22 protein-coding genes and 1 pseudogene are annotated in these 26137 nt (G+C 69.8%); 4 read left to right on the plus strand and 19 right to left on the minus strand.

The window, feature by feature from the left end; translation table 11 throughout:
- Positions 1-20: 20 nt before the first annotated feature.
- From P2Q00_RS37370 to P2Q00_RS37405, 8 genes are read right to left on the minus strand one after another with little or no spacing between them, the layout of a single operon-like run.
- Positions 21-653, minus strand: a complete 633-nt coding sequence (locus tag P2Q00_RS37370; RefSeq protein ID WP_275778581.1) for a TetR/AcrR family transcriptional regulator — start codon at positions 651-653, stop codon at positions 21-23.
- Positions 641-1375: an enoyl-CoA hydratase family protein gene (locus tag P2Q00_RS37375; RefSeq protein WP_275778583.1), complete on the minus strand. Its 735-nt coding sequence runs from the start codon at positions 1373-1375 to the stop codon at positions 641-643. Before P2Q00_RS37375 ends, P2Q00_RS37370 begins: the two co-directional genes overlap by 13 nt.
- Entirely contained in the window at positions 1372-2940 is a 1569-nt protein-coding gene (locus tag P2Q00_RS37380) for a 4-coumarate--CoA ligase family protein (RefSeq protein WP_275778585.1), read from the minus strand. The genes P2Q00_RS37375 and P2Q00_RS37380 overlap by 4 nt, the downstream gene beginning before the upstream one ends.
- 43 nt (positions 2941-2983) lie before the next feature.
- Positions 2984-4120, minus strand: coding sequence for an acyl-CoA dehydrogenase family protein (locus tag P2Q00_RS37385; protein ID WP_275778587.1), 1137 nt, complete (start codon positions 4118-4120; stop codon positions 2984-2986).
- A gap of 42 nt (positions 4121-4162) precedes the next feature.
- On the minus strand, positions 4163-6022 hold the full coding sequence (locus P2Q00_RS37390) for an acetyl/propionyl/methylcrotonyl-CoA carboxylase subunit alpha (protein ID WP_275778589.1): 1860 nt from the start codon (positions 6020-6022) through the stop codon (positions 4163-4165).
- Between the two features lie 8 nt (positions 6023-6030).
- Positions 6031-7671 carry an acyl-CoA carboxylase subunit beta gene (locus tag P2Q00_RS37395; RefSeq protein WP_425579672.1) on the minus strand — a complete coding sequence of 547 codons (1641 nt, stop codon included), beginning with the start codon at positions 7669-7671 and terminating at the stop codon, positions 6031-6033.
- The gene (locus P2Q00_RS37400; protein WP_275778593.1) at positions 7626-9299 is read right to left on the minus strand and encodes an acyclic terpene utilization AtuA family protein; all 1674 of its coding nucleotides are present in this window, start codon (positions 9297-9299) and stop codon (positions 7626-7628) included. Before P2Q00_RS37400 ends, P2Q00_RS37395 begins: the two co-directional genes overlap by 46 nt.
- Positions 9296-10090, minus strand: coding sequence for a TIGR03084 family metal-binding protein (locus tag P2Q00_RS37405; RefSeq protein WP_275778595.1), 795 nt, complete (start codon positions 10088-10090; stop codon positions 9296-9298). The genes P2Q00_RS37400 and P2Q00_RS37405 overlap by 4 nt, the downstream gene beginning before the upstream one ends.
- A gap of 119 nt (positions 10091-10209) precedes the next feature.
- Here P2Q00_RS37405 and P2Q00_RS37410 point away from each other — a divergent pair, with 119 nt between their 5' ends.
- Positions 10210-11055, plus strand: coding sequence for a helix-turn-helix domain-containing protein (locus P2Q00_RS37410; protein WP_275778596.1), 846 nt, complete (start codon positions 10210-10212; stop codon positions 11053-11055).
- Complete coding sequence (locus tag P2Q00_RS37415; RefSeq protein WP_275778597.1) at positions 11015-11290, plus strand: DUF397 domain-containing protein; 276 nt, start codon at positions 11015-11017, stop codon at positions 11288-11290. The genes P2Q00_RS37410 and P2Q00_RS37415 overlap by 41 nt, the downstream gene beginning before the upstream one ends.
- Before the next feature lie 18 nt (positions 11291-11308).
- Here P2Q00_RS37415 and P2Q00_RS37420 read toward each other — a convergent pair whose 3' ends face one another.
- The 5 genes from P2Q00_RS37420 to P2Q00_RS37440 all read right to left on the minus strand — a co-directional run bounded on the left by P2Q00_RS37420 (position 11309) and on the right by P2Q00_RS37440 (position 19018).
- Entirely contained in the window at positions 11309-12247 is a 939-nt protein-coding gene (locus tag P2Q00_RS37420; protein WP_275778598.1) for an EamA family transporter, read from the minus strand.
- 134 nt (positions 12248-12381) lie between these two features.
- Complete coding sequence (locus tag P2Q00_RS37425) at positions 12382-14385, minus strand: ABC transporter ATP-binding protein (RefSeq protein WP_275778599.1); 2004 nt, start codon at positions 14383-14385, stop codon at positions 12382-12384.
- 77 nt (positions 14386-14462) lie between these two features.
- Entirely contained in the window at positions 14463-14597 is a 135-nt protein-coding gene (locus P2Q00_RS37430; protein ID WP_275778600.1) for a hypothetical protein, read from the minus strand.
- 331 nt (positions 14598-14928) lie between these two features.
- The gene (locus P2Q00_RS37435) at positions 14929-16053 is read right to left on the minus strand and encodes a lipid II:glycine glycyltransferase FemX (RefSeq protein WP_275778602.1); all 1125 of its coding nucleotides are present in this window, start codon (positions 16051-16053) and stop codon (positions 14929-14931) included.
- A 100-nt stretch (positions 16054-16153) separates the two neighbouring features.
- A complete protein-coding gene (locus tag P2Q00_RS37440) occupies positions 16154-19018 on the minus strand; it encodes an FAD-binding and (Fe-S)-binding domain-containing protein (protein ID WP_275778604.1) in 2865 nt (954 codons plus the stop codon).
- Between the two features lie 198 nt (positions 19019-19216).
- Between P2Q00_RS37440 and serC the strand changes: the two genes are divergently transcribed.
- Positions 19217-20335, plus strand: a complete 1119-nt coding sequence (serC, locus tag P2Q00_RS37445) for a phosphoserine transaminase (protein ID WP_275778606.1) — start codon at positions 19217-19219, stop codon at positions 20333-20335.
- Between the two features lie 84 nt (positions 20336-20419).
- Here serC and P2Q00_RS37450 read toward each other — a convergent pair whose 3' ends face one another.
- From P2Q00_RS37450 to P2Q00_RS37460, 3 genes are all read right to left on the minus strand, one after another.
- Positions 20420-20956 (minus strand): hypothetical protein, encoded by a 537-nt coding sequence (locus P2Q00_RS37450; protein ID WP_275778607.1) that lies wholly within the window; start codon positions 20954-20956, stop codon positions 20420-20422.
- 112 nt (positions 20957-21068) lie between these two features.
- A complete protein-coding gene (locus P2Q00_RS37455) occupies positions 21069-22595 on the minus strand; it encodes a cellulase family glycosylhydrolase (RefSeq protein ID WP_275778609.1) in 1527 nt (508 codons plus the stop codon).
- Between the two features lie 133 nt (positions 22596-22728).
- On the minus strand, positions 22729-23712 hold the full coding sequence (locus tag P2Q00_RS37460) for a WD40 repeat domain-containing protein (protein WP_275778611.1): 984 nt from the start codon (positions 23710-23712) through the stop codon (positions 22729-22731).
- Between the two features lie 120 nt (positions 23713-23832).
- Here P2Q00_RS37460 and P2Q00_RS37465 point away from each other — a divergent pair, with 120 nt between their 5' ends.
- The gene (locus P2Q00_RS37465; RefSeq protein ID WP_275778613.1) at positions 23833-24507 is read left to right on the plus strand and encodes an SGNH/GDSL hydrolase family protein; all 675 of its coding nucleotides are present in this window, start codon (positions 23833-23835) and stop codon (positions 24505-24507) included.
- Here P2Q00_RS37465 and P2Q00_RS37470 read toward each other — a convergent pair.
- The 3 genes and pseudogenes from P2Q00_RS37470 to P2Q00_RS37480 all read right to left on the minus strand — a co-directional run.
- A pseudogene (locus P2Q00_RS37470) lies at positions 24495-24743 on the minus strand (DUF4111 domain-containing protein); the annotation flags it as partial. The gene P2Q00_RS37465 and the pseudogene P2Q00_RS37470 overlap by 13 nt on opposite strands.
- Before the next feature lie 80 nt (positions 24744-24823).
- Positions 24824-25744, minus strand: a complete 921-nt coding sequence (locus tag P2Q00_RS37475; protein WP_275778615.1) for a DUF2637 domain-containing protein — start codon at positions 25742-25744, stop codon at positions 24824-24826.
- A 16-nt stretch (positions 25745-25760) separates the two neighbouring features.
- Positions 25761-25970: a hypothetical protein gene (locus P2Q00_RS37480; protein ID WP_275778616.1), complete on the minus strand. Its 210-nt coding sequence runs from the start codon at positions 25968-25970 to the stop codon at positions 25761-25763.
- Positions 25971-26137 lie beyond the last annotated feature (167 nt).

Raw genomic sequence — 26137 nt, forward strand, 5'->3', positions numbered from 1 at the left:
TCAGCGCCTGAGGGCCCGGCTCAGTCCTTGAGCACCTGGTCCAGGATCTCCGCCCACTGCGCCACAACCCCCTCCCGCCGCCCCCCGTCGTCCGTGAGCAGGTTGGCGAGGCCGAGGCCGCGGGACATGTCGAGGAGGCCCTGGACGGTTTCGCGTACGCCGGGGCGGGATTCGTCCGCGGCGAGGAGGTCCACTGCTATGCGGTGGGTTTCGCGGCCGACGCGGGCTTCCAGTTCGGTTACGCGGGGGCGGAGCTGGTCTTCGTTGGAGGCGGCGACCCAGAGGTGGAGGGCGGCGCGGAAGAGGGGGCCGGTGTAGAGGTCGACGAGGGCCGACACGACCGCCCGCCGGTCGCCTGCGGAGCCCTGCGGGAAGAGAGCGCGGATGGCCGTCGACCGCTCCTCGGCGACGTATTCCACTGCTGCTGTGAAGAGGTCCTCGCGGGTCGGGAAGTGGTGCTGGGCGGCGCCGCGGGAGACTCCGGCGCGTTCGGCGACGACGGAGACCGTGGAGCCCGCCCAGCCGTGTTCGGCGAGGCAGGCCACGGCGGCCTCCAGGAGCCGCTGCCGGGTGGCGCGGCTGCGGTCCTGCTTGGGTACGCGGTCGGCGCGGTCGACTCGTTCGACGCTGTCGTCTGCGGTCACAGCACCCATGTGGGATCCCGTCGTTCTAGGAAGGCCGTCATTCCCTCGCGGGCCTGCGGGGAGGAGAACAGCCGGGCCGAGAGGGCGGTGAGGTCGGCCGCGTCCCGGTCGAATGTTTCGAGCACCTTAGCTGTGAGCAGGTGTTTCGTCTCGGCCAGACCCTGGGGGGCGGCTCGGCGCAGTCCGTCGAGGACCGGTTCCAGTACGGCGTCCACGTCCTCCCCGGCCGCCGTGAGCAGGCCGATGCGGGTGGCCTCCGCGGCGTCGATGCGCTCGCCGGTGAGGTAGTAGCGGGCGAGGGCACGGGGGTCCGTGCGCGGGAGGAGGGGCAGGGAGATGACGGCGGGGGCCACGCCGATCCGTACCTCGGTGAACGCGAAGGTGGACTCCGTCGACCCCGCCGCGATGTCGCACGCGGCCAGCAGGCCGAGCCCGCCCGCGCGTACATGGCCGGTGACTCGGGCGACGACGGGTTTGCGCAGCTCGACGATCTGCCGGAGGAGCTGGACCAGTCCGTCCGGGTGCGGGGGGTCGCGCAGGTCGGCGCCCGCGCAGAAGGTGTTGCCGGTGTGGGTGAGGACGATCGCGCGGACGTCGGTGTCCTTGGCGCAGTCCGTGAGTGCGTCGGCCAGCTCGCCGACCAGGGCCGCCGAGAGCGCGTTGCGGTTGGCCGGTGAGTCGAGGCTGAGTGTTTCGATGCCACGCGCGCGTGTGCGTCCGATCAGCGTCACGAGAGCCTCCTGAGTTCACGGCGCAGGATCTTCCCGGAGGCGGCCCGCGGGATGCCGTCGATGAAGGTGACCTGGCGGACGCGTTTGTACGGGGCGACGCGTTCGGCGACGTACATCATGACCTCTCCTTCGGAGAGGTCGGTGGCGGTGGGCTGGCGGACGACGTATGCGTGCGGGATTTCGTTGTTGTCGTCGTTGTAGACGCCGATGACGGCTGCGTCGGCGATGGCCGGGTGGGTGAGGAGGAGGGCTTCGAGTTCGGCGGGTGCCACCTGGAAGCCCTTGTATTTGATGAGTTCCTTGACGCGGTCGACGACGAACAGCCAGCCGTCGGCGTCGGCATGGCCCACGTCCCCGGTGTGCAGCCAGCCGTCCGGGTCGATCATCGCGGCGGTGGCGTCGGGGTGGCCCAGGTAGCCCTTCATGATCTGGGGGCCGCGGATGAGGATCTCGCCGGACTCTCCGGTGCCGAGGTCCTTGTCGGCGTCGTCCAGGGAGACGATGCGCATCTCGGTGCCGGCGATGAGTTTGCCGACGGTGCCGGGCGGGGCGTCGTGCAGGGCGGCGAGCGGTACGACGTGGGTGCCGGGCGACAGTTCCGTCATGCCGTAGGCCTGGCCGACGGTCGGCAGGCCGAGCCGCTGGGAGCAGGCTGCGGCCAGTTTGGCGTCCAGGGGGGCGGCGGCGCTGACGATGTATTGCAGAGACGACAGGTCGTAATGGGCGACCAGGGGGTGCTTGGCGAGGGCCAGGACGATGGGCGGGGCGACGTACAGGCCGGTGATGCGGTGGTTCTGGATGGCCGCGAGGAAGGTGTCGAGTTCGAAGCGGGGCAGGACGACGACCGTGGCGCCCTGCCTCAGGGGCGCGTTCATCAGGGCGGTGAGGCCGTAGATGTGGAAGAAGGGGAGGACGGCGAGGATGCGGTCGCCGGGGCGGGCCGGTATGACGGGTTCGAGCTGGGCGAGGTTGGTGGCGATCTGGCGGTGCGTGAGCATGACGCCCTTGGGGATGCCGGTGGTGCCCGAGGAGTACGGCAGTGCGGCGACGTCCTCCACGGGGTCGATGTCGACCTGCGGCTCGGGGGCGGCGGAGGCCAGCATGTCGATCAGCGAACGATGTCCCGGCGCGCTGTCGCAGACGAAGATCTCCTCGACGCCGCCCGCGAGTTCGGCTGCCCTGCGGGCCGTCTCCAGCAGCGGTGACACGGTGACGATCCAGCGGGCCGCCGAGTCCGTCAGCTGCTTGGCGAACTCCTCGGCGGTGGCCAGCGGGTGCACGGTGGTGACGGAGGCACCCGCGCGCGTGGCCGCGTAGAAGGCGGTGGGGAAGGCGACGGTGTTCGGGCTGTGCAGGGCGAGCACGTCCCCCTTGCGTACGCCCGCCTCGGCGAGCGCGGCCGCGATGCGCCGGTGGAAGCGGTCCAGCTGTTCGTAGGTGAGGGTGGTGCCGTCGGTTCCGTCGATCAGGGCGGGCGCGTCACCGTACTCGGCGGCCCGGCCCAGCACCGCTTCGTGGATGGGGAGTTCGAGGGGCGGGACGTCTGCGTACTCGCTGCGGAACACGGTTCCTCCAAGGCGGCCACGACGGCCTTGTCGGGCTTACGGCCTAGTACGACTTGGGCAGGCCCAGGGTCTGGTGGGAGACGTAGTTGAGAATCATCTCCCGGCTCACTGGAGCAATACGAGCCACGCGCGCGGCTGTTATCAACGAGGCGAGCCCGAATTCGCGGGTGAGGCCGTTTCCGCCGAGGGTGTGCACGGCCTGGTCGACGGCCCGAACACAGGCCTCGCCCGCCGCGTACTTCGCCATGTTGGCCGCCTCACCTGCGCCGATGTCGTCCCCGGCGTCGTACAGGTACGCCGCCTTCTGCATCATCAGGCGGGCGAGTTCGAGGTCGATGTGCGCCTGGGCGAGGGGGTGTGCGATGGCCTGGTGGGCGCCGATGGGGGTTTTCCAGACGGTGCGGTCGCGGGCGTACGTGATCGCTTGCGCGAGGGCGTAGCGGCCCATGCCGATCGCGAAGGCGGCCGTCATGATGCGTTCGGGGTTGAGGCCGGCGAAGAGCTGGAGGAGGCCGGCGTCCTCGTCGCCCACGAGTGCGTCTGCCGGGAGGCGTACGTCGTCCAGGGTCAGCTCGAACTGCTTCTCCGCGGCCTGGAGTTCCATGTCGATCTGGCGGCGGGTGAAGCCGGGGGCGTCCCGCGGGACGATGAACAGGCAGGGCTTGAGGGTGCCTGTGCGGGCGTCTTCCGTACGGCCGACTATGAGGGTCGCGTCCGCGATGTCGACGCCTGAGATGAAGACCTTGCGGCCGGTCAGGAGCCAGTCGCCGGTGTCCGGATCGCGGCGGGCCGTGGTGGTGATGCGGTGGCTGTTGGAGCCGGCGTCGGGTTCGGTGATGCCGAAGGCCATGGTGCGGGTGCCGTCCGCCAGGGCGGGGAGCCATTCCTGCTTCTGGGCGTCCGTGCCGAAGCGGGCGATCACTGTGCCGCAGATGGCCGGGGAGACGACCATCATGAGGAGGGGGCAGCCGGCGGCGCCGAGCTCTTCGAGGACTATGGAGAGTTCGGAGATGCCGCCGCCTCCGCCGCCGTATGCCTCCGGCAGGTTGACGCCTAGGTAGCCGAGCTTGGCTGCCTCTGCCCAGAGAGTTTCTCTGTCGTAGTTACGGCCGTGGCGTTTGCCGAGGGCGGCGACAGCTGAGCGGAGGGCTTTTTGTTCCTCGGTTTCGATCGTGGACATGTGACTCCTTCGTCGTGGCTGGTCGCGCAGTTCCCCGCGCCCCTACGTCTCTTGCACTACCGCGAGCAATGAGCCGACCGTCACCTGTTGGCCAGGTACGACATGGAGGGCGCTCAGCGTGCCTGTGACGGGGGCTGTGATCTTGTGCTGCATCTTCATTGCCTCCAGCCAGAGGAGGGGTTCTCCGGCCCGTACTGCGGCTCCTACTGTCAGGCCGTCGGCGATCTTTACGACCGTGCCGGGCATGGGGGCCAGCAGGGAGCCCGGGGCGTGCTGGGCGGCGGGGTCGGGGAAACGCGGCAGCGCCTTCAGGGTTGTCGCGTTGACGTACACCTCGTCTCCGTACCTCGTCACCTCGAACTTCCGCTGTACTCCGTCCACTTCGAGTACGACGAGTTCGGCGTCGGCGTGTACTACGCGCACGCCGTCCGCCTCCAGGCCCGCGCGCGTGTGCCGGTAGTGGACCTCGTGCTCCTCGCCCGCCACCTCGTACCGCCTCATCTGCGGTTGCGAGGGGAGGTTGCGCCAGCCGCCGAAGCGGGAGTGGGCGCGGGCACGGGCTGCGTCTGCGAGAGCCGCGGCCAGGGGGGCGTGGGGGTCACCCGTCCCAAAGCGGGTCAGTTCGGGCAGGTGGCGGTCGTAGAAGCCGGTGTCCATGCGGGCCGTCGTGAACTCCTCGTGGCGCAGGGAGCGGAGGAGGAGGTCGCGGTTGGTCGTCGGGCCGTGGATCGTGGCGTGCTCCAGGGCGCCGGCCAGTTTGCGGAGCGCTTCCGCGCGCGTGGGGGCGTGGGCGACGGCCTTGGCGAGCATCGGGTCGTAGTGGACGCCGATGTCGTCTCCGTCGCCGTAACCCGTGTCCAGGCGGATGCCTTCGGGGACGGCCAGGCGGTGCAGGGTGCCGGTCTGCGGGGTCCAGTCGTTCGCCGGGTCCTCGGCGTAGAGGCGGGCCTCGATCGCGTGGCCACGCGCGCGTGGAGGGTCGTTCTCCAGTGCCTGGCCCTCGGCGACCCTGATCTGCAGGGCCACCAGGTCGATGCCGAACACCGCCTCCGTGACGGGGTGTTCGACCTGGAGGCGGGTGTTCATTTCGAGGAAGTGCGCCCGGCCGTCGGCGACCAGGAACTCGACGGTGCCGGCGCCCTCGTAGGCGACGGCGCACACGGCCTGTACGGCGAGCGCGTACAGGTCCTCGGTGAGGCTCTGCGAGAGGCCGGGTGCCGGTGCCTCCTCGATGACCTTCTGGTGGCGCCGCTGGAGGGAGCAGTCTCGGGTGCCGAGCGGCCAGATCGTGCCGTGGCTGTCGGCGAGGATCTGCACCTCGACATGGCGGCCGTGCTCCAGGTAGGGCTCCACGAAGACCTCGCCGTCCCCGAAGGCGCTCGCGGCCTCGGCCCGTGCGCCCTCCAGGGCGGAAGCGAGATCCTCCAGGCGGCGCACGATGCGCATCCCGCGTCCGCCGCCGCCCGCGGCCGCCTTCACCAGGACCGGCAGGTCGGCCTCGGTGATCCGGTCCCGGTCCAGGGACGCGATCCCCATCAGCTCCTTGGCGCGCGTCTTGGACGCCATCGTCTCGATCGCCTCCGGGGACGGGCCGATCCACACCAGTCCGGCGTCGATGACGGCGCGTGCGAAGTCGGCGTTCTCGGAGAGGAAGCCGTAGCCGGGGTGCACGGCGTCCGCGCCGGAGGCGATGGCCGCCTTCACGATCAGGTCGCCGCGCAGATACGTCTCCGCGGGCGCCGCGCCCGGCAGCCGTACCGCCGTGTCGGCCACGCGCGCGTGGAGCGCGTTCTCGTCGGCGTCGGAGTGCACGGCGACCGTCCGGATTCCCCACTCACGGCAGGTGCGGAAGATCCGGCAGGCGATCTCGCCCCGGTTGGCCACGAGAACAGAAGCAATCACTGGATCCCTCACATCCGGAAGACGCCGAAGCCACCGCGTGCGCCCTCGTACGGCGCCGTGTGGACGGCCGACAGGCACAGGCCGAGGACGGTGCGGGTGTCGCGCGGGTCGATGACGCCGTCGTCGTAGAGCCGCCCGGACAGGAACATCGGCAGCGACTCGGACTCGATCTGCTGCTCCACCATGGCGCGCAGGGCGGCGTCCGCGTCCTCGTCGTACGGCTGTCCCTTCGCGGCCGCCGACTGCCGGGCGACGATGGAGAGGACGCCGGCGAGCTGCTGGGGGCCCATGACGGCCGACTTGGCGCTGGGCCAGGCGAAGAGGAAGCGGGGGTCGTACGCCCGCCCGCACATGCCGTAGTGACCGGCCCCGTACGAGGCGCCCATCAGCACCGACAGATGCGGCACCTTCGAGTTGGACACCGCATTGATCATCATCGCGCCGTGCTTGATGATGCCGCCCTGCTCGTACTCCTTGCCGACCATGTAGCCGGTGGTGTTGTGGAGGAAGAGGAGCGGGATGTCGCGCTGGTTGGCCAGCTGGATGAACTGGGCGGCTTTTTGGGACTCCTCGCTGAACAGCACCCCTTGGGCGTTCGCAAGGATGCCGACCGGATAGCCGTGGAGCGTGGCCCAGCCGGTCGTCAGGCTCGTCCCGTACAGCGGCTTGAACTCGTCGAAGTCGGAGGCGTCGACGATGCGGGCGATCACCTCGCGCGGATCGAAGGGGGTTTTGAGGTCCGCCGGGACGATGCCGAGCAGCTCCTCCTCGTCGTACTCGGGAGGTGCGGCGGGTCCCGGATCCTCGTACGCCTTGCGGTGGTTGAGACGGGCCACGACCCGCCGGGCCTGTCGCAGCGCGTCCGGTTCGTCCACGGCGAAGTAGTCGGCGAGACCCGACACGCGCGCGTGCATCTCGGCACCGCCCAGCGACTCGTCGTCGCTCTCCTCGCCGGTGGCCATCTTGACCAGGGGCGGACCGCCGAGGAAGACCTTCGCGCGCTCCTTGACCATGATCACGTGGTCGGACATGCCGGGGATGTACGCGCCGCCGGCCGTCGAGTTGCCGAAGACGACCGCAATGGTGGGGATTCCGGCCGCCGACAGTCGTGTGAGGTCCCGGAAGATCGCGCCTCCGGGGATGAAGATCTCCTTCTGGGACGGCAGATCCGCCCCGCCGGACTCCACCAGGCTGATGCAGGGGAGGCGATTGGCGAGGGCGATGTCGTTGGCGCGCAGGGCCTTCTTCAGCGACCAGGGGTTGCTGGCACCGCCGCGCACGGTCGGGTCGTTGGCCGTGATCAGGCACTCGACGCCCTCCACCACCCCGATGCCGGTGACGAGCGAGGCGCCGACGGTGTAGTCGCTGCCCCACGCGGCGAGCGGCGACAGTTCCAGGAAGGGTGTGTCCGGGTCGAGGAGCAGCTCGATGCGCTCGCGGGCGAGCAGCTTGCCGCGCCCCCGGTGCCGGGCGACGTATTTCTCGCCGCCGCCCGCGAGGGCCTTGGCGTGCTCGGCGGTCAACTGGTCCAGCTTGTCGAGCATGGCCTCGCGGCCCGCCCGGTAGTCCGAACCCGCCGTGTCCAGGCCGGAGTTGATGACGGTCACAGCAGGACCTCCGGGATGTCCAGGTGGCGGGAGCGCAGCCATTCGCCGAGGGCCTTGGCCTGCGGGTCGAAGCGGTGCTGGGCGGCGACGCCCTCGCCGAGGATGCCGTCGACCACGAAGTTGAGGGCGCGGAGGTTCGGCAGGACGTGCCGGGTGACCGTCAAGTCACGTGTTTCCGGCAGGAGTTCGCGGAAGCGGTCGATGGTCAGCGTGTGTGCGAGCCAGCGCCACGCCTCGTCCGTGCGCACCCACACGCCGACGTTGGCGTCCCCGCCCTTGTCCCCGCTGCGGGCTCCGGCGACGAGCCCGAGGGGCGCGCGACGGACGGCCCCCGGCGGCAAGGGCTCGGGCAGGGGTGCTTCCGGTACGGCGTCGAGTACGAGGGTGTCGGCGGCCGAGGCCACGGGGATCCGGCGTCCGTCGTGGAGTACGGCGGTGTGCTCGACCTCGCCGCGGGGGACGAAGGACGCCTCGAAGACGCCGTACGGGGAACCCTTGCCGGGCGGGGCGAGGACGTGGAAGCCCGGGTAGCTCGCGAGGGCGAGTTCGATCGCCGTGCCGCTGAGCACCCGTCCCACGGCTTCCTGTCGGGGGTCCCGTACGACCAGCCGGAGCAGGGCGCTCGCCGTCTCCTCCGTGTCGGCGTCGGGGCGGTCAGTACGGACCAGCTCCCAGCGGGCCTCGGCGACCTTGCCGAGTGCCTCCGTCAACTGCTTCTGCACGAGGGCCGCCTTGGCCTCGATGTCGAGGCCGGTGAGGACGAAGACGACCTCGTTACGGAAGCCGCCGAGGCGGTTGAGGCCGACCTTCAAGGTCGGGGGCGGGGCCTCGCCCCGGACGCCCTCGATTCGGACGCGGTCGGGGCCGTCCTGGGTGAGCCGCACGGTGTCGAGGCGGGCGGTGACGTCGGGGCCGGCGTACCGGGCGCCGCCGGTCTCGTAGAGCAGCTGCGCGGTGACCGTGCCGACGTCGACGAAACCGCCGGTGCCGGGGTGTTTGGTGATGATGCAGCTGCCGTCGTCGTGGAGTTCGGCGAGGGGGAAGCCGGGGCTCCGGAGGTCACCCGCGCGCTCGTTGAAGAACGCGTAGTTGCCGCCGGTGGCCTGCGTGCCGCACTCCAGCACATGCCCGGCGACGACGGCTCCCGCGAGCCGGTCGTACTCCCCCGGCCCCCACCCGAAGTGCGCGACGGCGGGCCCGGTGACCAGCGCCGCGTCGGTCACACGCCCGGTGACGACGACGTCCGCGCCCTCCCGCAGACAGGCCGCGATGCCGAAGCCGCCGAGATAGGCATGGGCGGCGAGGCTCCCCGGGTGGGCGGCGGTGAGGTCGTCGCCCTCGACGTGGGCCACCCGGACGGGGATCCCCAGACGGTCGGCCAACTTCCGTACGGCGTCGGCGAGTCCGGCGGGATTCAGCCCACCGGCGTTGGTGACGATGCGGACCCCGCGCGCGTGGGCGAGCCCGAGGCACTCCTCCAGCTGGCGCAGGAAGGTGCGGGCGTATCCGGCGGCGGGGTCCTTCAGCCGATCGCGCCCCAGGATGAGCATCGTGAACTCGGCGAGGTAGTCGCCGGTCAGGACGTCCAGCTCGCCGTCGGTGAGCATCTCGCGCATGGCGTCGAAACGGTCGCCGTAGAAGCCGGAGGCATTGCCGATGCGAAGGGTCACGGGGTGTCCTCCTTCGGCGGGCGCCCGGCGCCGGACGGGCCCGCGAAGGCCTGGGCGATGCCCAGCCAGCGATCGGCGTCTCCGCCTTCCGCACGCAGGGCGAGGTCGTTGCGATGGGCGCGCTGGGTGACGAGGAGGCAGAAGTCGAGGGCGGGGCCGGTAACGCGGTCGGTGGCGTCCTCGGGGCCGTACACCCACAACTCCCCGGAGGGAGCGGCGAGTTCGACGCGGAACTCCTCGAACGGCGGGGTCAGTCCGTGCACGCCGAAGGCGAAGTCGCGGGTGCGGACGCCGAGGCGGGCGATGTGACTGAGCCGGTCGGTGGGGGTGCGGGTCACACCCAGCGCGTCTGCCACGTCCAGGCCATGGGCCCAGGTCTCCATGAGGCGGGCGGTGGCCATGGAGGCGGTGGACATGGGCGGGCCGTACCAGGGGAAGCGGGCGCCGGGGGGTGCAGTGCGGAGGGCTTCCTCCAGCGCGTGACGGCCGGTCCGCCAGTCCGCGAGCAGCTGCGCGGGCGGCTTGCGGGCGCCCTCCTCGGCACCGTTGTCGACGAAGTCGCCGGGCTCGGCCAACGCCTTCTCCACCTCCCGCGAGAAGGTGTCCTGGTCGGTCACCGCCAGCAGCGAGGAGTGGTCGGTCCAGGCCAGGTGCGCGATCTGGTGGGCGACGGTCCAGCCGGGCGCCGGGGTCGCAAGCGCCCAGCCCTCCGGGCTCAACTCGGCCACGAGCAGGTCGAGTTCCTCGCTCTCGGCACGCAGGTCTTCGATGACGGGCGTGGGGTCAGCCATGGGGCGAGCATGGCAGGGGGTTCAGAAACAAGCAAGCGTGCTTGCATTAATTCGTTTTCCACAACTCCGGGATCCGTGTGCGGTCGTGTGGCTACTCTCGGTGATTGGAGGTGGTTGGCATGCCTATCCGCGAACTTGATCCGAGTGCGTCGCCGCTCGACTACTACGGCTATGAGCTGCGCCGGGCACGGGAGGCGGCGGGGCTCACCCAGGACGCGCTCGGTTCGGTCGTCTTCTGCACGGGGTCGTTGATCTGCCAGATCGAGACGACGAACAAGATCCCGCAGCGGGAGTTCTCCGAGCGGGTGGATGCGGCGCTGGGGACGGACGGGATGTTCTCGCGCTTGGTGGGGCTGGTTCTGCGGAGCCAGTTGCCGAGCTGGTTTCAGCCGTTCGCGGAGATGGAGGCGAAAGCGACGTCCATCTCCACATTCCAGTCCCAGGTGGTGTACGGCCTGCTCCAGACTCCGGAGTACGCGCGGGCCGTACTGGAAGCGGGCTGGGTGGACAAACTCGACGAACAGGTGGCGGCACGCTTGGAGAGGCAGCGCATCCTCACGCAGGAGAAGCCGCCCCTGGTATGGGTGATCCTGGACGAAGTGGTGCTGCACAGGCCGTTCGGGGGCCGGAAGGTCATGCGGGAGCAGCTCACACACCTCCTGAAGCTCCAGGAGCGGCGGGAGCTACGGGTGCAGGTGTTGCCACTCGGATTGGGTCAACACCCGGCAACGGCAGGCTCGTTCACCATCCTGCGCTCCGAGGACGACCCCGACATCACCTACTCCGAGAACTACGACAAGGGGTACATGACTGCCAACCCGGATGTCGTCAGGGACTGTTCGCATCGTTACGATCATCTCCAGGCCGCAGCCCTCTCAGTCGAGGACTCGGCGGCGCTGATCGCCCGCGTACGGGAGGAACGCTATGGAGAACAGCCGACACCTGGCAGAAGCGCGGTGGCGTAAGTCGTCGTACAGCGGAGGAACGGGCGGCGAATGCGTGGAGTGCGCCCCTCTCGGCACCGCCGCCTGGCGTAAGTCCTCGTACAGCGGTAGCAGCGGCGGCGAATGCGTAGAGGTCGCCGACCTCACCCCCCACATAGCCGTCCGCGACTCCAAGAACCCCTCCGCCGGCGCACTCATAGTGGGCGGAGAGGCCTTCACCGCGTTCCTCGCGACGGTTGCCGGAGCACGCCGCTGACGACATCGGTCGGCGACGTCAGGGAGTGGCCGCCTCCGGCAGCGCGGCCTTCCCCCGCCCCACCTGCGTCCGCACCGCCCCCACGCTCGCCCCGATGACCAGGGCGATCGCCGCGGCCTGGATCAGGGACAGGGACTGGCCGAGGATCAGGAAGCCGGCCGTGGCCGCCATCGCCGGTTCCAGGCTCATCATGATCGCGAAGGTGGAGGCGGGGAGGCGGCGCAGAGCCAGCAGTTCCAGGGTGTACGGCAGCACCGACGACATGATCGCCACCGCCGAACCCAGCGCGATGGTCACCGGGTCCAGCAGCTTCGCGCCCGACTCGGCGATCCCCAGCGGGAGCATGAGCAGCGCGCCCACCGCCATGGCCAGCGCCAGCCCGTCCGCCTGCGGGAACCGTCGCCCCGTACGCGCACTGAACACGATGTACGCCGCCCACATGGCACCCGCCGCCAGCGCGAAGGCCACTCCGACGAGGTCGAGGTCGCCGAAGCCACCGCCGCCGAGGAGGAAGACACCGGCAAGGGCCAGCCCGGCCCACACGGCATTGACCGCCCGGCGGGAGGCGAGAACGGACAGGGCCAGCGGGCCGAGGACCTCCAGGGTGACCGCCGCACCCAGCGGGATACGGGCGACCGCCTGGTAGAAGAGGCCGTTCATCGCGCCCAGGGTGACACCGAAGGCGAGCACCGTTCCCCAGTCGGTGCGGGAGTGGCCGCGCAGGCGGGGGCGGCAGATCAGCAAGAGGACCACGGCCGCCGCGAGGAGGCGGAGCGTCACGACGCCCAGCGCGCCCGCGCGCGGCATCAGGTTCACCGCGAGCGCCGCACCGAACTGCACCGAGACACCACCGGCCAGCACCAGGCCGACCGGGCCGAGGGAACCCCGGCGGTGCGGGGCGGCGGCGGCCTGCACCGCTGAGGGTGAGGTGGGCGTGGTGGTGCTGGGCGTGGTCACGGGCGGTCCAGGTGCTCGGCTCGGGATACGTTCATCATGATGCACTGCCGAGTCCAGGGTAATGGACTCGGTCAGGCGCGTAAACCCGTTATGCAGCTGTCCCGAATGATGGACTCAGATGGACCTGGATGGACTCAGATCCCGGGCCAGGGCTCCTCGTCACGGAAGAGCGGCCGGCCGTCGGGAAGTGTGGTGACGACCGGTTCGTAGTAGCCGTACGACTCGTAAGCCGGTGCTGGTGCCGGTGCCTGCCAGGTCCCGTATCCCTCCTCCGTGTACGCGTACGCATACACGGGCTGAACCGGGGCCGCCGCCTGCTCCGTGAACAGCGGCATCCGCAGTTCCCCCGTGTCCATCACGGCGTTGTTCTGTGAGCGGTGCAGCCGGGCGTACGCGCCGCCCCGCGCCAGCAGTTCCTCGTGGCGGCCGGTCTCCACGATGCGGCCGCGGTCGACGACGAGGATGCGGTCGGCGTCGGGGGCGAGGTTGAGGTCGTGGGTGATCATGATGGTCGTACGGCCGGTCATCAAGCGGCGCAAGGGTTTGACGACCCTGCGGGCGGCCATGGCGTCGAGCCCCGTCGTCGGTTCGTCCAGCACCAGCACCGGGGCGTCGCGCAGAATCGCGCGGGCGATGGCGAGGCGCTGGAGCTGACCGCCGGACAGCCGGGCCGAGTTGGGGTCGACCCTGGTGTCGTAGCCCTCGGGCAATCTGACTATGAAGTCGTGGGCGTCGGCAGCCTTCGCCGCGTCCTCGATCGCCTGTTCGCTCGCGCCGGGGCGGCCGCAGGCGATGTTCGCGCGGACGGTGTCGTGCAGGACGAGGGTCTCCTGCGGGAGCAGCGTGACGTACTCGCGCAGGCGGGCCAGCGGGAAGTCCCGCAGCGGGACGCCGTCGAGCAGGAGGTCCCCGGCGTCCGGGTCGTAGAAGCGCAGCAGCAGCTTGGAGACCGTGGACTTGCCTGCGCCGCTCGGGCCGGTGATGATCACCAGCTCGCCGGGGCTGACGGCGAAGGACAGGCCCTGTAGCGCGACCGTGTCGGCGCCCGGGTAGCTGAAGGCGACGTCGCGGACCTCGACCGCGCCGTCCGGGCGGCCGGTCTCCGTGCCCCGGCGCGGGTCGGCGACCGACGGCTTGACGTCCAGGATCTCGATCAGCCGTTCCGCGCCCGCCGTGGCGGCCGTGACGGTGAGGCCGAGCTGGGCCAGGCCGCGCACCGGCGGGTAGAGGTAGCCGAGGAAGGCGGCGAAGGCGAGGAGCTGGCCGAGGGTCATCCGGCCGGTGGAGATCTCCCAGGCGCCGATGCCGATCACGGCGAGGACACAGACCGTCTCGATGACCTGCACGAGCTGCTCATAGGCCTCGTTGAGGCGGGTGGAGCGCACGGAGGCTCGGAACCAGGCGCTCGCCTCCTCGTTCAGCCGGCGGCGTTCCGCGTCCCGGCGGTCGTACGCCTGCGTCAGCACGATGTTGCCGAGGGACTCTTCGACCACGGAGGTGATCGCGCCGTCGGCGACCCGGCCCGCCCGCGACACGTCCTTGATGGAGCCCGAGAAGCGGCGGGCCGCCAGCCAGAACAGCGGGGCCAGGACAAAGGTGGCGGCGGCCAGGTCCCAGCGCAGCCAGAAGGCGGCGACCGCGTAGAAGAGCGCGGAGAAGGCTGCCGAAGCGGCGCCGACCAGCCCGGACACGACCATCGTCTCGATGGCGTCGACGTCACTCGTCAGGCGGGACAACAGGTCGCCCTGGCGGTGGCGTTGGAAGAAGTGCGGGGGCAACTGCTGTACGTGGTCGAAGACATGCTCGCGCAGTCTCATCACGAAGCGCTCGGTGGCCCAGGCGGCCAGTGAGTTCCCGGCGTAGGCGACGACCGCGCCGACGACGGCCACGCCCAGCCACTTCGCGGCCGGGGCCCAGAACGCGGCCAGCGACCCCTTCTGCAGGGCGTTGTCGGTGAGGTCGCTGAAAACCAGGATGGCCTCGGTCTCGGCGAGCGCGGCGAGCACCGTGCACACCCAGACGGCGAGCAGCCATTTCCTGAGCCCCTTGGTCAGCGGCCAGAAACGACGGAAAGCGGTGCGGGCGGGAATGGTGGGGGTGTCCTCGTATTCGAGTTCCTCATCCTCTTCCATATCCATTTCACATTCCCTCCGCAGCGCTTGAATTCCACGAAAACGAGGACCGACGGCATGCCGTCGGTCCTCTCAAAGCTCACTCAGTTGTCGTCGCCGGGGATCGGCTTGGGCACCGGCGGCTTGGGGTGCTTCTTCTTCGGCTTCGGCGGGGGCGGCGGAGGCAGCTGCTTGTTCTTGGGCTTCGGGGGCAGCGGCGCGAGCTTCTTGAGGCTCATTGCGACTCCTTGAGAGTGTGCAGTGCTGGTGGTGCGAGAATTCTCAACGAATACGGCCGGGTATTATGGACGGGAATTTCTTCCGGATCGTCATCCGGGATCTCCCCGCCGCCCGACACCGATGAACTTACACGCCCCACAACTCAAGGAACGGCAAAGTCGGCGAGGTAACGGCAAACAGGCCCTGTGAAAACCTTGGAGCTTCCTGAGCAAGGCCCTCGAACCTGAGAGTCTTCTTATGAACCTGAGAGCAGGCTTATGAATCCTGGGAAAAGGCTTTGAAGGCGGAGCTCAGCAACAGGCCAGGTAGCTCAGCGACAGGCCAGGTAGCTCAGCGACGGGCCATGTAGAGGTTCAAGGCCCGCTGCAGCAGCCGGTTGAGCGGGAAGTCCCACTCCCCGAGGTACTCGACGGCCTCCCCGCCGGCCCCCGCCTTGAAGCGGAGCAGCCCCAGCAGGTGGTTCGACTCCTCCAGGGTGTCGGTGATGCCCCTGAAGTCGTATACGGCGGCGCCGAGTTGATGGGCGTCGCTCATCATCCGCCACTGCATGGCGTTGTTGGGCTGCACTTCGCGCTTATGGGCGGTGGAGGCGCCGTAGGAGTACCAGGCGTGCTCGCCGACGACGAGCATGGTGGCCGCGGCGAGGACGTCTCCGTCGTGCCGGGCGAGGTAGAGGCGCATGCGGTCGGGGTCCTCGGTGGTGAGGGCGGTCCACATGCGCTGGAAGTAGGAGAGGGGGCGCGGGAGGAAGCGGTCGCGCTCGGCGGTCTCGGCGTACAGCTCGTAGAAGGCGGGCAGGTCGTCGTGGCCGCCGCGGACGACCTCGACGCCGGCCTTCTCGGCCTTCTTGATGTTGCGCCGCCACTGCTGGTTGAGGCCGCGATGGATGTCGTCCAGGCTCCGCCCGGCGAACGGGACCTGGAACACATACCGGGGCTGCCCGGCGGCGAAGCCGTCCTCGCCGCCGGGTTCGGTCTGCTGCCAGCCGGCCCGGCGCAGCCGGTCGGCGACGTCGAAGGCCCGCGGTTCGTACGAGGTCGCCTCCGCGTCGCGCAGTCGGCGGGCGTCCGGATCGGCGATCGCTGCCTTCACCGCCTCGGCGCTCCATCGCCGTACGACGACGGGCGGGCCCATCTTCACGGAGAAGGCGCCCTGCTGTTTGAGATACGCGAGCATCGGGTCGAGCCAGCGCTCGCTGAGGTCGGCGTCATACCAGTCGATGAGCGGGCCCTCGGGCAGATACGCGAGGTACTTCTTCAGCTTCGGCACGGGCCGGTACAGCACGAGCCCCGCCCCCACCATCCGGTCGTCGCCTCCGAACCACCCCAGGCTCTCCGCCCGCCAGTCCGGCTTCACATCGCCCCAGGAGGGGACCTGCATATGGCTGGCTGAGGGGCGGGCCGCCACGAAGGCGAGGTGCTCGGCGCGGCTGATGGGACGGAGGTGCAGGGGCATGCGATGGACTCCTTCGTTCGATTCCGTTCGAGTTGGCTGGTCAACCAATGAATCGGCCGGACCTGCCAATCTATGAAGTCGCCTCCCGCCCGCGAACGGTTCAGCCCTCGTGCGGCCCCTCGTCGAGCCCCTCCGCCAGCACCTCCGCCAGATGCCGCCCCTGCACCCCGCCCAGCTGCTCCAGCTGTGTCCGGCACGAGAACCCGTCCGCCAGGACGACCGCACCTTCCGGCGCCTCCCGCACCGCCGGCAGCAACTGGTCCTCCGCACACCGCGCCGACACCTCGTAGTGCCCCGTCTCGAAACCGAAGTTGCCCGCCAGACCACAACAGCCGCCCGCCAACTCCCCTGCAAGCCCGGCCGCTTCGCGCAGCCGGCGGTCCGCGCCGTCGCCGAGGACCGCATGCTGGTGGCAGTGGGTCTGGCCGGTGACCGGGCGGTTCAGGGACGGGGGGACCCAGTCCGGGGCGTACTTCTCCAGGGCCTCCGCGAACGTCAGCACCGAGGCCGCCAGACGTGCCGCGCGCGGATCGTCGTGCAGCAGCTCCGGCAGATCCGTGCGGAGGGCGGCGGCGCAGCTGGGTTCCAGGACGATGAAGGGCAGGGTGCCCTCCCCCGCTCCGGGGGCGAGCAGTACGCCGAACCGGTCCAGGGTGTCGCGCAACACCGCACGGGCGCGGTCGAGTTGGCCCGTCGAGAGGTACGTCAGCCCGCAGCAGACCCGGCCTCGGCTCAGCTTCGGGATCGGCACCGGCGACAGTCCGGCCGCCTCCAGGACCCGCACGGCCGCCTTGCCCACGTCCGGCGAGAGGTACTCCGTGAAGGTGTCGGGCCACAGCAGGACGGGCCTGCCGGATTCCTCCTCGTACTCCAGCCCCGTCTCCCGGATCTTCCGCCGCTCCTGCGCCCTGGCCCGACGCCCGTACCACCGGGTGAACGTCACGGTCGCCAGCCGCGGAATCCCCCGCTCGGGCGCGATCCCACCGAGCCGCTTGGCGAACGCCGCGAGCGGCCGTACGGAGGCGAGGAGGTTGACCAGCCATGCCGTACGCGTACGGGACACCCAGCGCAGCCACACCGGCAGCCACCCCATGCTGTAGTGCGCGGCCGGGCGGCGCCGCCCCTCGTAGTGGTGGTACAGGAACTCCGCCTTGTACGTGGCCATGTCGACCTCGACCGGGCAGTCGGAGCGGCACCCCTTGCAGGACAGGCACAGGTCGAGCGCGTCCCGCACCTCCACCGACCGCCAGCCGTCGGTCACCAGCTCACCCGCGAGCATCTCGTGCAGCAGCCGGGCACGCCCGCGCGTGGAGTGCTCCTCCTCGCCGGTGGCCCGGAAGGAGGGGCACATGACAGCCGTGCCGGACACGGATGTCGTACGGCACTTCGCGACCCCCACGCAGCGCCGCACCGCCGCCGAGAAGTCGCCGCCGTCCGCCGGATACCCGAAGGCCACATCGACCGGCTCCCGCGGCAGCACCGAGAAGCGGAGGTTCGCGTCGAGCGGGGCCGGGCGGACCAGCATGCCGGGGTTGAGGAGGTCGTCCGGGTCCCAGACGCCCTTCACGCGCTCGAAGAGGGCCACCATCTCCGCGCCGTACATCTTCGGCAGCAGTTCGGCCCGCGCCTGCCCGTCCCCGTGCTCCCCGGACAGCGACCCGCCGTGCGCGACGACGACGTCCGCGAGCTCCTCCGAGAACCGCCGGAAACGACCGACCCCCGCCTCGCTCAGCAGGTCGAAGTCGATCCGGACGTGGATGCAGCCGTCCCCGAAGTGCCCGTACGGAGTGCCGCGCAGCCCGTGGGAGGTCAGCAGCTGTCTGAAATCCCGCAGATACGCGCCGAGTCGCTCGGGCGGCACCGCGCAGTCCTCCCACCCGGGCCACGCCTCGCTCCCGTCGGGCATCCGCGTCGCCGTACCACTGGCGTCCTCCCTGATCCGCCACAGCGCCTGCTGCCCGCCCGGATCGGTGACGACGAGCGAGTCCACGACATCGGCGGCCCGCACGACCGCCTCCGCACGCGCGCGTGCCTCCGCCTCCGTCTCCCCACCGGTCTCCACGAACAGCCAGGCGCCGCCCCTGGGCAGCCCGGCCGTGGACGGCACCAGATCGGCCGCCATCCCCTCCACCGTGAGCGGTCCGTACGGCAGCAGCCCGGCCGCGGCCTCGGCGGCAGCGCTCTCGGCGGCGTACGCCAGCACGGCCAGCGCACGCGCGCGTGGCGCCTCGACAAGCCGTACGACGGCTTCCGTGAGCACCCCGAGTGTGCCCTCGCTCCCGCAGAAGGAACGGGCGACATCCGCGCCCTTCTCGGGCAGCAGCGCGTCCACCGCATACCCGGAGATACGACGCGGCAGCTCCGGAAACCCGGTCCGCAGCCGCGCCAACTCCCCCTCCACCAGCGCCCGCAGCCCCTCCGGCGCCCCGGCCCACCCCTGCCCGAGCCGCAGCCGCTCCCCGCGCGCGGTGATCACGCCCAGCTCCCGCACACTGTCCGCGGTCGTCCCCCACGCCACCGAGTGCGAGCCGCACGAGTTGTTCCCGATCATCCCGCCGAGCGTGCACCGGCTGTGCGTGGAGGGATCGGGACCGAACCGGAGGCCGTGCGGGGCGGCGGCCTCCTGCAGCCGGTCGAGGACGAGCCCCGGCTGCACGACGGCGGTACGCGCCTCCGCATCGAGCGAAACCAGCCGGTTCATGTACCGCGTGAAGTCCAGCACGACGCCGGTACCGGTGGCCTGCCCGGCGATGGACGTACCCCCACCCCGGGCGACGACGGGCACACCGTACTCCCGGCACACCCCAAGGACCGCCGCCACGTCGTCGCCGTCCCTGGGAGCGACCACCCCCAGCGGGACACGCCGATAGTTGGACGCATCCATGGTGACCAGCGCCCGTGCGGCGACGTCAAACCGCACATCGCCCCGGACGACCTCGCGCAAACGTGCCTCGAGATCCGACATGAGTCCAGCAAACCAGCCACCGGCCGGCACCCTCCAGCCGCCGGTCAGGCAATGTCAGCCCGTCCGGCGTTTGAGGACGAGGCCTTTCGGGCCGAACGGGGGTCTGGGGGCGGAGCCCCCAGGGACGGTCACCCAAAACGCCGTCTCACCCGACGGACGACGTTTCGCCCAGGTTTCCGCACCGGATAACCTCACCCCGTGGCTGAGATCCAGATTCCCGCTGACATCAAGCCCGCCGACGGACGTTTCGGCGCGGGCCCCTCCAAGGTGCGGACGGAAGCGCTGGACGCGCTGGCCGCCACCGGAACCTCCCTCCTCGGCACCTCCCACCGCCAGGCTCCCGTGAAGAACCTGGTCGGCAAGGTCCGCGAGGGCATCTCCGAGCTGTTCCAGCTCCCCGACGGCTACGAGGTCATCCTCGGCAACGGCGGCTCCACGGCCTTCTGGGACATCGCAACCCACGGCCTGATCGAGAACAAGTCGCAGCACCTCAACTTCGGCGAGTTCAGCTCGAAGTTCGCGAAGGCCGCCAAGCTGGCCCCCTGGCTGGCCGAGCCCACCGTCATCGCAAGCGACCCCGGCACTCACCCGCAGCCGCAGGCCGAGGCGGGCGTCGACGTCTACGCCTTCACGCACAACGAGACCTCCACCGGCGTCGCGATGCCGATCAAGCGCGTCGAGGGCGCGGACTCCGGGTCCCTGGTCCTGGTCGACGCCACGTCCGGCGCCGGCGGCCTCCCGGTCGACATCGCCGAGACGGACGTCTACTACTTCGCCCCGCAGAAGTCCTTCGCCTCCGACGGCGGCCTGTGGATCGGCGTCTTCTCCCCGGCCGCGATCGAGCGCGCCGAGCGCATCCACGCGTCCGGCCGCCACGTCCCGGAGTTCTTCAGCCTCCCCACGGCGATCGACAACTCCCGCAAGAACCAGACGTACAACACCCCGGCCCTGGCCACCCTCTTCCTGCTGAACGAGCAGCTGGAGTGGCTCAACGGGCAGGGCGGCCTGGCCTTCTCCACGGCCCGCACGAAGGACTCCTCGACCCGCCTCTACACCTGGGCGGAGGAGAGCAAGTACGCCACCCCGTTCGTCTCCGACCCGGCCAAGCGCTCCCAGGTCATCGGCACGATCGACTTCGCCGACGAGATCGACGCGGCGGCCGTCGCCAAGGTCCTGCGCGCCAACGGCATCGTCGACACCGAGCCGTACCGCAAGCTCGGCCGCAACCAGCTCCGCGTCGCGATGTTCCCGGCGATCGACCCGGCGGACGTCGAGGCGCTGACGAAGTGCATCGACTACGTGATCGAGAAGCTGTAGCCGCTTCTTCTACGACGGCGAAGGGCGCCCTGCGGGAGATCCGCGGGGCGCCCTTCGCCGTATGTCACGCGTGCCGGAAGCACGTCAGACTTCTTCCGTACGGGACAGCGCCTCGCTGATCAGGCGGGTGGCGAAGTCGGGGTCGTCGGTGATGCGGTTGATGTGCTCCGCGAGGAGGAAGGCACAGGTCTCCAGGGGATTCATCTCCGCCGCGGTCCAGTCTCCGTACTGTTTGCGCCACAGGTTGGGACTCAGGCCGGTGCCCGCGGCGATGACCAGGCCGGCCATGGTGGGGATGGCCTCGGGGCGGACGCTCTTGGGCATCATGCGCATCGAGGCCACAAGGCTGGGCACCACGTACTCGATGACGTCCTTGTCGTGGTCCTCGTGGGCCTTCCGCAGCCACGTCATGAACATGTAGATGAGGGTGCAGGTGCCGTCCAGCACGTCATCGATTCCCTCGGGGCCCAGCGACGCGGTGAACTGGTCGATCAGCGCCTGCTGTTCGGGATCGATCGCGGTCCTGCCGTCGTGGACGGCCTTGAGCCGGGAGTCGATCATCATGAGCGCCGCACCCACCTCGCCGACGGGAGCGTGCTCGGGGCCGTAGGGCGATGACACAGGATTCCTCCTCAGGCGGCCGCGAGGGGCAGCACGGGTCTGCCGTCACAGTAGATGGCCGCTGCGCCGAGGGTCGGAGAATTGCCACTTTCAGGGCGAAGAGGTGCAGCTGTCACGTCGCCGTACAGCTCACAATCGGCACCGCACCCCCACCCGGCGCACCCCCGAACCCGAAACTCACCGAACCCCCCACCGGCACACTCCCGTTGTGCGAGGCGTTCACGGCCGTCACGGTGGCTCCGCTCTGGGTGTACGACGCGTTCCACATGTTTGTCACCTGCTGCGACCCGCTCGACGTCCAGGTCACCTTCCACGAACTGATCGCCGTAGTACCGGAGTTGGTGACTTTTACGTCAGCGTTGAAGCCGCTCCCCCAGTCGCTGCTCACGGTGTACGCGGCCGAGCAGGCAGCCGCGCTCCCGCCACCGCCACCGCCTCCGCCGCCACTTCCCCCACCCGTACTCGGGAAGAGCGGCGCCTTGACGCTCGCCAGATACCCGTCCTTCACCGTGTCCACGGTCACCCAGTCGTCCTTCAGAATCCCGCCCGTGTCACCGGAGTTGGGATTCCACGACCAGAACGTCCACTGGAAGGAATCCGCCCCGTACGTCGACGTCGGCCTCAGATAACTCACCAGCGCAGCCAGCCACTTCTGATCGGTCGCGGACGCCAGCGTCGTACCGAACTCCCCCACCCACACCGGCGCGATGTTCTGCTTGAAGAGGTAACCCCAGTACCTGTCCCAGACCCCCGGCATGTTGTCCGGGAAGGACGGGTCACTGAACCAGGGCTGCTGCGCCACGCTGGTGGCGTAGTCATGGGCCGAGTACACCACCCGGTCGGCCACATCCAGCTGCACCGGATACTGCCCGACCCCCATCAGGTTCCCGCCCCACCAGCCGGACACACCGCCGTATGTCTGCACACCCTCGACGAAGATCAGCAGATCGGGATTGACGGACAGCACCGCGTTCCCCGCCCGCTGAGCCGCCAGCCGCCAGTCGGTGGCCGCGTCCCCGCACCCCCAACACGCCGGATCGTGCGGCTCGTTGTGCAGATCGATGCCTACGACGGTGTCCTGGCCCCTGTAACGGGCCGCGAGAGCCTTCAGATCGGCAATCCACGTCGACTCGGGAACCGCCGACGTGTACCAGAGCGCCGACTGCCCGCCCGCGTCCGGCCGATGCCGGTCGAGGATGACCTTGAGCCCGTCCTGACCGGCATAGGCCACCAGCTTGTCCATGACCTGAAGGGAGTTGAGCCCCTGCAGATCGGCGTTCTTGCCGGTGCTGAAGTCGATGCTGTCTGGGACGGTCGACGGTTTGAAGATGTCGTCGCTGTAGGGCAGCCGGATGGTGTTGTACCCCAGCGACTTCATCTGGTCGATCATGGACTTGTAGTCGCGGGACCACAGCCCATGGACGACATGGTTGCCGGTCTCGAAGCCGAACCAGTTGATCCCGGCGATCCGGACCGGATGCCCGGCCGCGTCCAGGATCTGCCGGCCGCTGGTGTGCCAGTACCCGGCACCGGCGGCATCCGCCGCGTGTGCCGACCCAGCACTGAGCCCCAACGGCGTCAGAGGCATCAGAAGCGCCGCGGCAACAGCACACCGCGCTCTTCGCAGACTGCGGAACATGTCGCTGCTTCCTCTCGGGAGGCGCGGGCCCGGAACCAGTGGGAGCGCTCCCACAACCCGGCACCTTCCATGGAAGCCACACCACATGAACACGTCAAGCGTTGCGGCGTCACTGCGTCACTGCGTCACGACGTCACCGGCGCAGCAGCCGCCGGATGCCGAAGAGGACCGCCGCCGCGACGGCGACGGCGAGTGCACCGACCTTGAGGTTGCCGTCCAAGCCACCGCCGGTGCTGCCCGAGGCGCTCGAACTCCCGCCCCCGGACGGCGACTTGGAGGCACCGCCCCCACCCGGTACGTCCTCCGGCTGCACGGAGCTGTCGGCGCCCTCGCTGCCGTACATGAGCCTGGTTCCGTCGACGGAGTAGGTGATGGACTCGCCCTGCCCCTGCAGCGGCACGTTCAGCCGCCCCTTGCGTTTGATCTTGCCGCCGTTCCAGTCGTAGTAGATCCCGCCGAAGTAGCCGCGCACGGCGAGCTGTTTGCGGTCCGGGGAGAGGGCGGCGTCGGTGGCCCAGAGGTCCACGGCTGCGACGGGCCTGAAGATGTTGGTCCCGGAGGTGGAGAGCTCGGCCGGGCCCTCGTAGAGGTGCCCGCCGTCCTCGTTCTTGTCGATGATGTACGCCCGCCCGGTCTTCGGATCGACGACCAGCGACTCGGCGTTCCGCGCCCCGTCCGAGTACTTCACCACGTACTGCGTGGCCCGGACCGTCTGGTCGACGAGCTTCTTCGGCTCGGGCAGCCGATAGATCCAGACGTACGGCCACTTGCCGCCGAGGTTGTCGCCGATGTCGCCGACGTAGATCTGGTTGTCGGGCCCGATGGAGATGGCCTCGACATCGCGGGGCGAACCGATTCCGCTCAGCGTGACCCGGGCGACGGTCTTCCCCGTGCTGCTGTCGACGGCGTAGATGTACGGCCCGTCGCCGCTGTCGTTGTGGGTCCAGTAGACGCCGGGGTGCAGACGGGAGGCGGCGAGGCCGCTGGACTCGGCGATGCGGGAGTCCTTGATGGTGAACCCCTGGTCCCCCTTGCCGTCGCCGTCGGCGGCGGAGGCGGGCACGGCGAAGGCGCCCACGAGAAGGACCCCGGCGAGGAGAGCGAACGGTCGGCGCATGCGCCCAAGCCTGCCATCCCGGCCCCACCGCATGGACGGACGCACGGCCGGGTGGGGCGCGTGGCAGGCCTCACACCCCACCCTCCCCACGAGTGACCGTCGATCGTCCATCATGAGCGGATGCTTAGGTTCATGCCGGTCGGCGACTCCATGACGATCGGAAGCGCGGGCGAGCACACGTGGCGTTACCGGATGTGGGAGCACCTGCGCGAGACGTACGGCAGCCCGTTCGCCCTCGTCGGCCCGCGCGAGACGCTGTACGACAAGGCGACGGACGCGCCGGTGTCGTACGAGTACGCCGACCCCGGCTTCCCGCGCGCCCATCTGGCCGGCTGGGGCGAGGGCTGGCTGCACATGGCTCCGCTGATCGGGGAGGCGGTGCGCTCCTGCCGCGCGGACGTCCTTCTCGTCTCCCTCGGCTTGATCGACCTGGGCTTCTACACGAACGCGGAGCAGACGGCGGAGAACGTAGGGGCTTTCGTTGCGGAGGCGAGGTCGGCGAACCCCCACATCCGGCTGGTCGTCCTGCCGGTGATCCCGAATGTCCGCGCCACCTCGGACGCCCCTTTCGCCGCGCAGGTGACCCGCTTCAACGAACTCCTGGCGAAGACGGTGGCCGACCTGGACGAGCCGCGCTCTCCGCTCCTGCTGGCCTCGCCCCCGCCGTCGTACGACATCCACCTCGACACCTACGACGGCACGCACCCGAACGCGAGCGGCGAGCACAAGATCGCGGCTGCTTTCGCGGACGCGATGCACCAGGCGTGGGACGTCGGCGAGCCCTACGAGGCCTGAGCCGCCTCCGCCTCGATGCCCGCGACAAGGAATGCGGCACAGGGCCGCACGGCGCGTGTCAGGTCGCTCCAGCCCTCCTGTTCCTCCCCCAGATAGACGGCACGCGCGCGTGCGAGCACGGGGCGGTGCCCGGCGGGCAGCCGCCGCAGGGCCCACTCGGCCGCCGCGTCCTTGGAGCGGATACGGCCGGTGGCGAGGGTGGTCCAGATGCGGGCGAGGGTGAGGAGGACGTTGCGGGTGTCGGAGCCGACTGGAGCGTGCGGCGCGGCAGGCCGACGGGAAGCAGCAGGCTTGAAGACGGCTTGAAGGCGGCCGTTCAGGCCGTACGCGGCTTCGAAGTGGCTGAACCGCTCCTGGGAGTCGCCGAACCGCTTCTGGAAGCGGCCGAACTGCTCCTGGTGGCAGTTGCAGGGGACTTCGCAGTTGTGGGCGTGTTGCGGTGCCGGTGGCGGGAGATGGTCTTCCGCGGTGGCCGGGTCAGAGTGATCTGGCGGACCAGCTGCTGGAAGCACGCCAGCGACGCGAGTGTCGGCAGAGCGGCTGCGGCGACACCGGTGAAGCTCCTGTCGGCCTCGGCCACGCACAGCGACATTGCAAGGAAGGAGAACAGCAGCACGACGAACCAGGAGTGCAGTGCCCGGCGTTGGTGAAGGGCGCTGCGCAGGATGGACAGCGAGGCCACCATCCAGGGGCCGTAGACCAGAAGAGGCCACCAGGTCAGCATGCCGCCCTGCGTGGCCGACGCGACGTGCCGCAGCGGTGCATAGGCCACCATGCCGCCGAAGACGCTCACCATCGACACGATCACGGCAGCGAGCGCGGCGATCAGAAAGCTGACCGTCTGCAACCACGTGAAGCGCAGACGGAACCGGAAGCGCACTTTCCGATGCCGGACGGTACGGCGCCGGATGGGCGGCAACTCGGCTGTGATCTTTGCCAGGTTGTCCATCGACTCGCCCGTGAAGTCGAGGTCGGGCGACCGCGGCTCGCGACCGGGCGGCGACACAGTGCCCGTCTGCTCGGCCGTCACGGCATTCTGCAAGAGGGAGGTGAGCTCCTCGACCGGGTCCCAGCCCTCCACCAGGGGCCCCGCGGAGTACATGTCATCGGAGGGGCCCCGGTGGCGGCCGGTGGCCAGCCCGGTGTTGTAGTCACCGGGATACCGATCACTCGGATACCGGTCACCGGGATACCGTTCATGCGGCGTGAAGGAAAGATCCAGATATTCGTCGTTCATGCGAGGTCCGCCCCCGTCATGTGGCTGCGTGGCAGCCGGCGCGCCCCTGGTCGTTCCACCGTCGCCCGAGTTCCTCCTGTGCCGTGTCCAGGACCGTCAGGAACTCGGTGAACAGAGCCCCGGTGACCTGCAGTTCGATCCGTGCGCCGTCTCCGTGCAAGGTGCCGCAGGCCTCGGCCGCCGAGTACGCCGCGGCGGGCGTGAAGGTGTAGCGCCCCACTGTCACAGCACGGGCGTTGGACGGATCCTCCGCTGTCGCTCCGGAACGGTACGGGTTAAGGAGCCTTGCTTTCGCCATATTCCGCTAACGCCGCGTCCCCTCCTCCGGATGCGCGGCAAACGAGTGAGGCCAATTTGACGAAAACATCGGCGAAAACGTTTGTAATCCGAGCC

The sequence above is a fragment of the Streptomyces coacervatus genome, assembly GCF_029223485.1.
Classification (GTDB): domain Bacteria; phylum Actinomycetota; class Actinomycetes; order Streptomycetales; family Streptomycetaceae; genus Streptomyces; species Streptomyces coacervatus.

Bases quoted from the DNA above. Each gene is read 5' to 3' on its own strand.
- P2Q00_RS37370 (WP_275778581.1), bottom strand. From the start codon at position 653: ATGGGTGCTGTGACCGCAGACGACAGCGTCGAACGAGTCGACCGCGCC.
- P2Q00_RS37385 (WP_275778587.1), bottom strand. From the start codon at position 4,120: ATGTCCACGATCGAAACCGAGGAACAAAAAGCCCTCCGCTCAGCTGTC.
- P2Q00_RS37395 (WP_425579672.1), bottom strand. From the start codon at position 7,671: ATGGCTGCGCTCCCGCCACCTGGACATCCCGGAGGTCCTGCTGTGACC.
- P2Q00_RS37405 (WP_275778595.1), bottom strand. From the start codon at position 10,090: ATGGCTGACCCCACGCCCGTCATCGAAGACCTGCGTGCCGAGAGCGAG.
- P2Q00_RS37410 (WP_275778596.1), top strand. From the start codon at position 10,210: ATGCCTATCCGCGAACTTGATCCGAGTGCGTCGCCGCTCGACTACTAC.
- P2Q00_RS37415 (WP_275778597.1), top strand. From the start codon at position 11,015: ATGGAGAACAGCCGACACCTGGCAGAAGCGCGGTGGCGTAAGTCGTCG.
- P2Q00_RS37425 (WP_275778599.1), bottom strand. From the start codon at position 14,385: ATGGATATGGAAGAGGATGAGGAACTCGAATACGAGGACACCCCCACC.
- P2Q00_RS37430 (WP_275778600.1), bottom strand. From the start codon at position 14,597: ATGAGCCTCAAGAAGCTCGCGCCGCTGCCCCCGAAGCCCAAGAACAAG.
- P2Q00_RS37435 (WP_275778602.1), bottom strand. From the start codon at position 16,053: ATGCCCCTGCACCTCCGTCCCATCAGCCGCGCCGAGCACCTCGCCTTC.
- P2Q00_RS37440 (WP_275778604.1), bottom strand. From the start codon at position 19,018: ATGTCGGATCTCGAGGCACGTTTGCGCGAGGTCGTCCGGGGCGATGTG.
- P2Q00_RS37455 (WP_275778609.1), bottom strand. From the start codon at position 22,595: ATGTTCCGCAGTCTGCGAAGAGCGCGGTGTGCTGTTGCCGCGGCGCTT.
- P2Q00_RS37460 (WP_275778611.1), bottom strand. From the start codon at position 23,712: ATGCGCCGACCGTTCGCTCTCCTCGCCGGGGTCCTTCTCGTGGGCGCC.
- P2Q00_RS37465 (WP_275778613.1), top strand. From the start codon at position 23,833: ATGCTTAGGTTCATGCCGGTCGGCGACTCCATGACGATCGGAAGCGCG.
- P2Q00_RS37475 (WP_275778615.1), bottom strand. From the start codon at position 25,744: ATGAACGACGAATATCTGGATCTTTCCTTCACGCCGCATGAACGGTAT.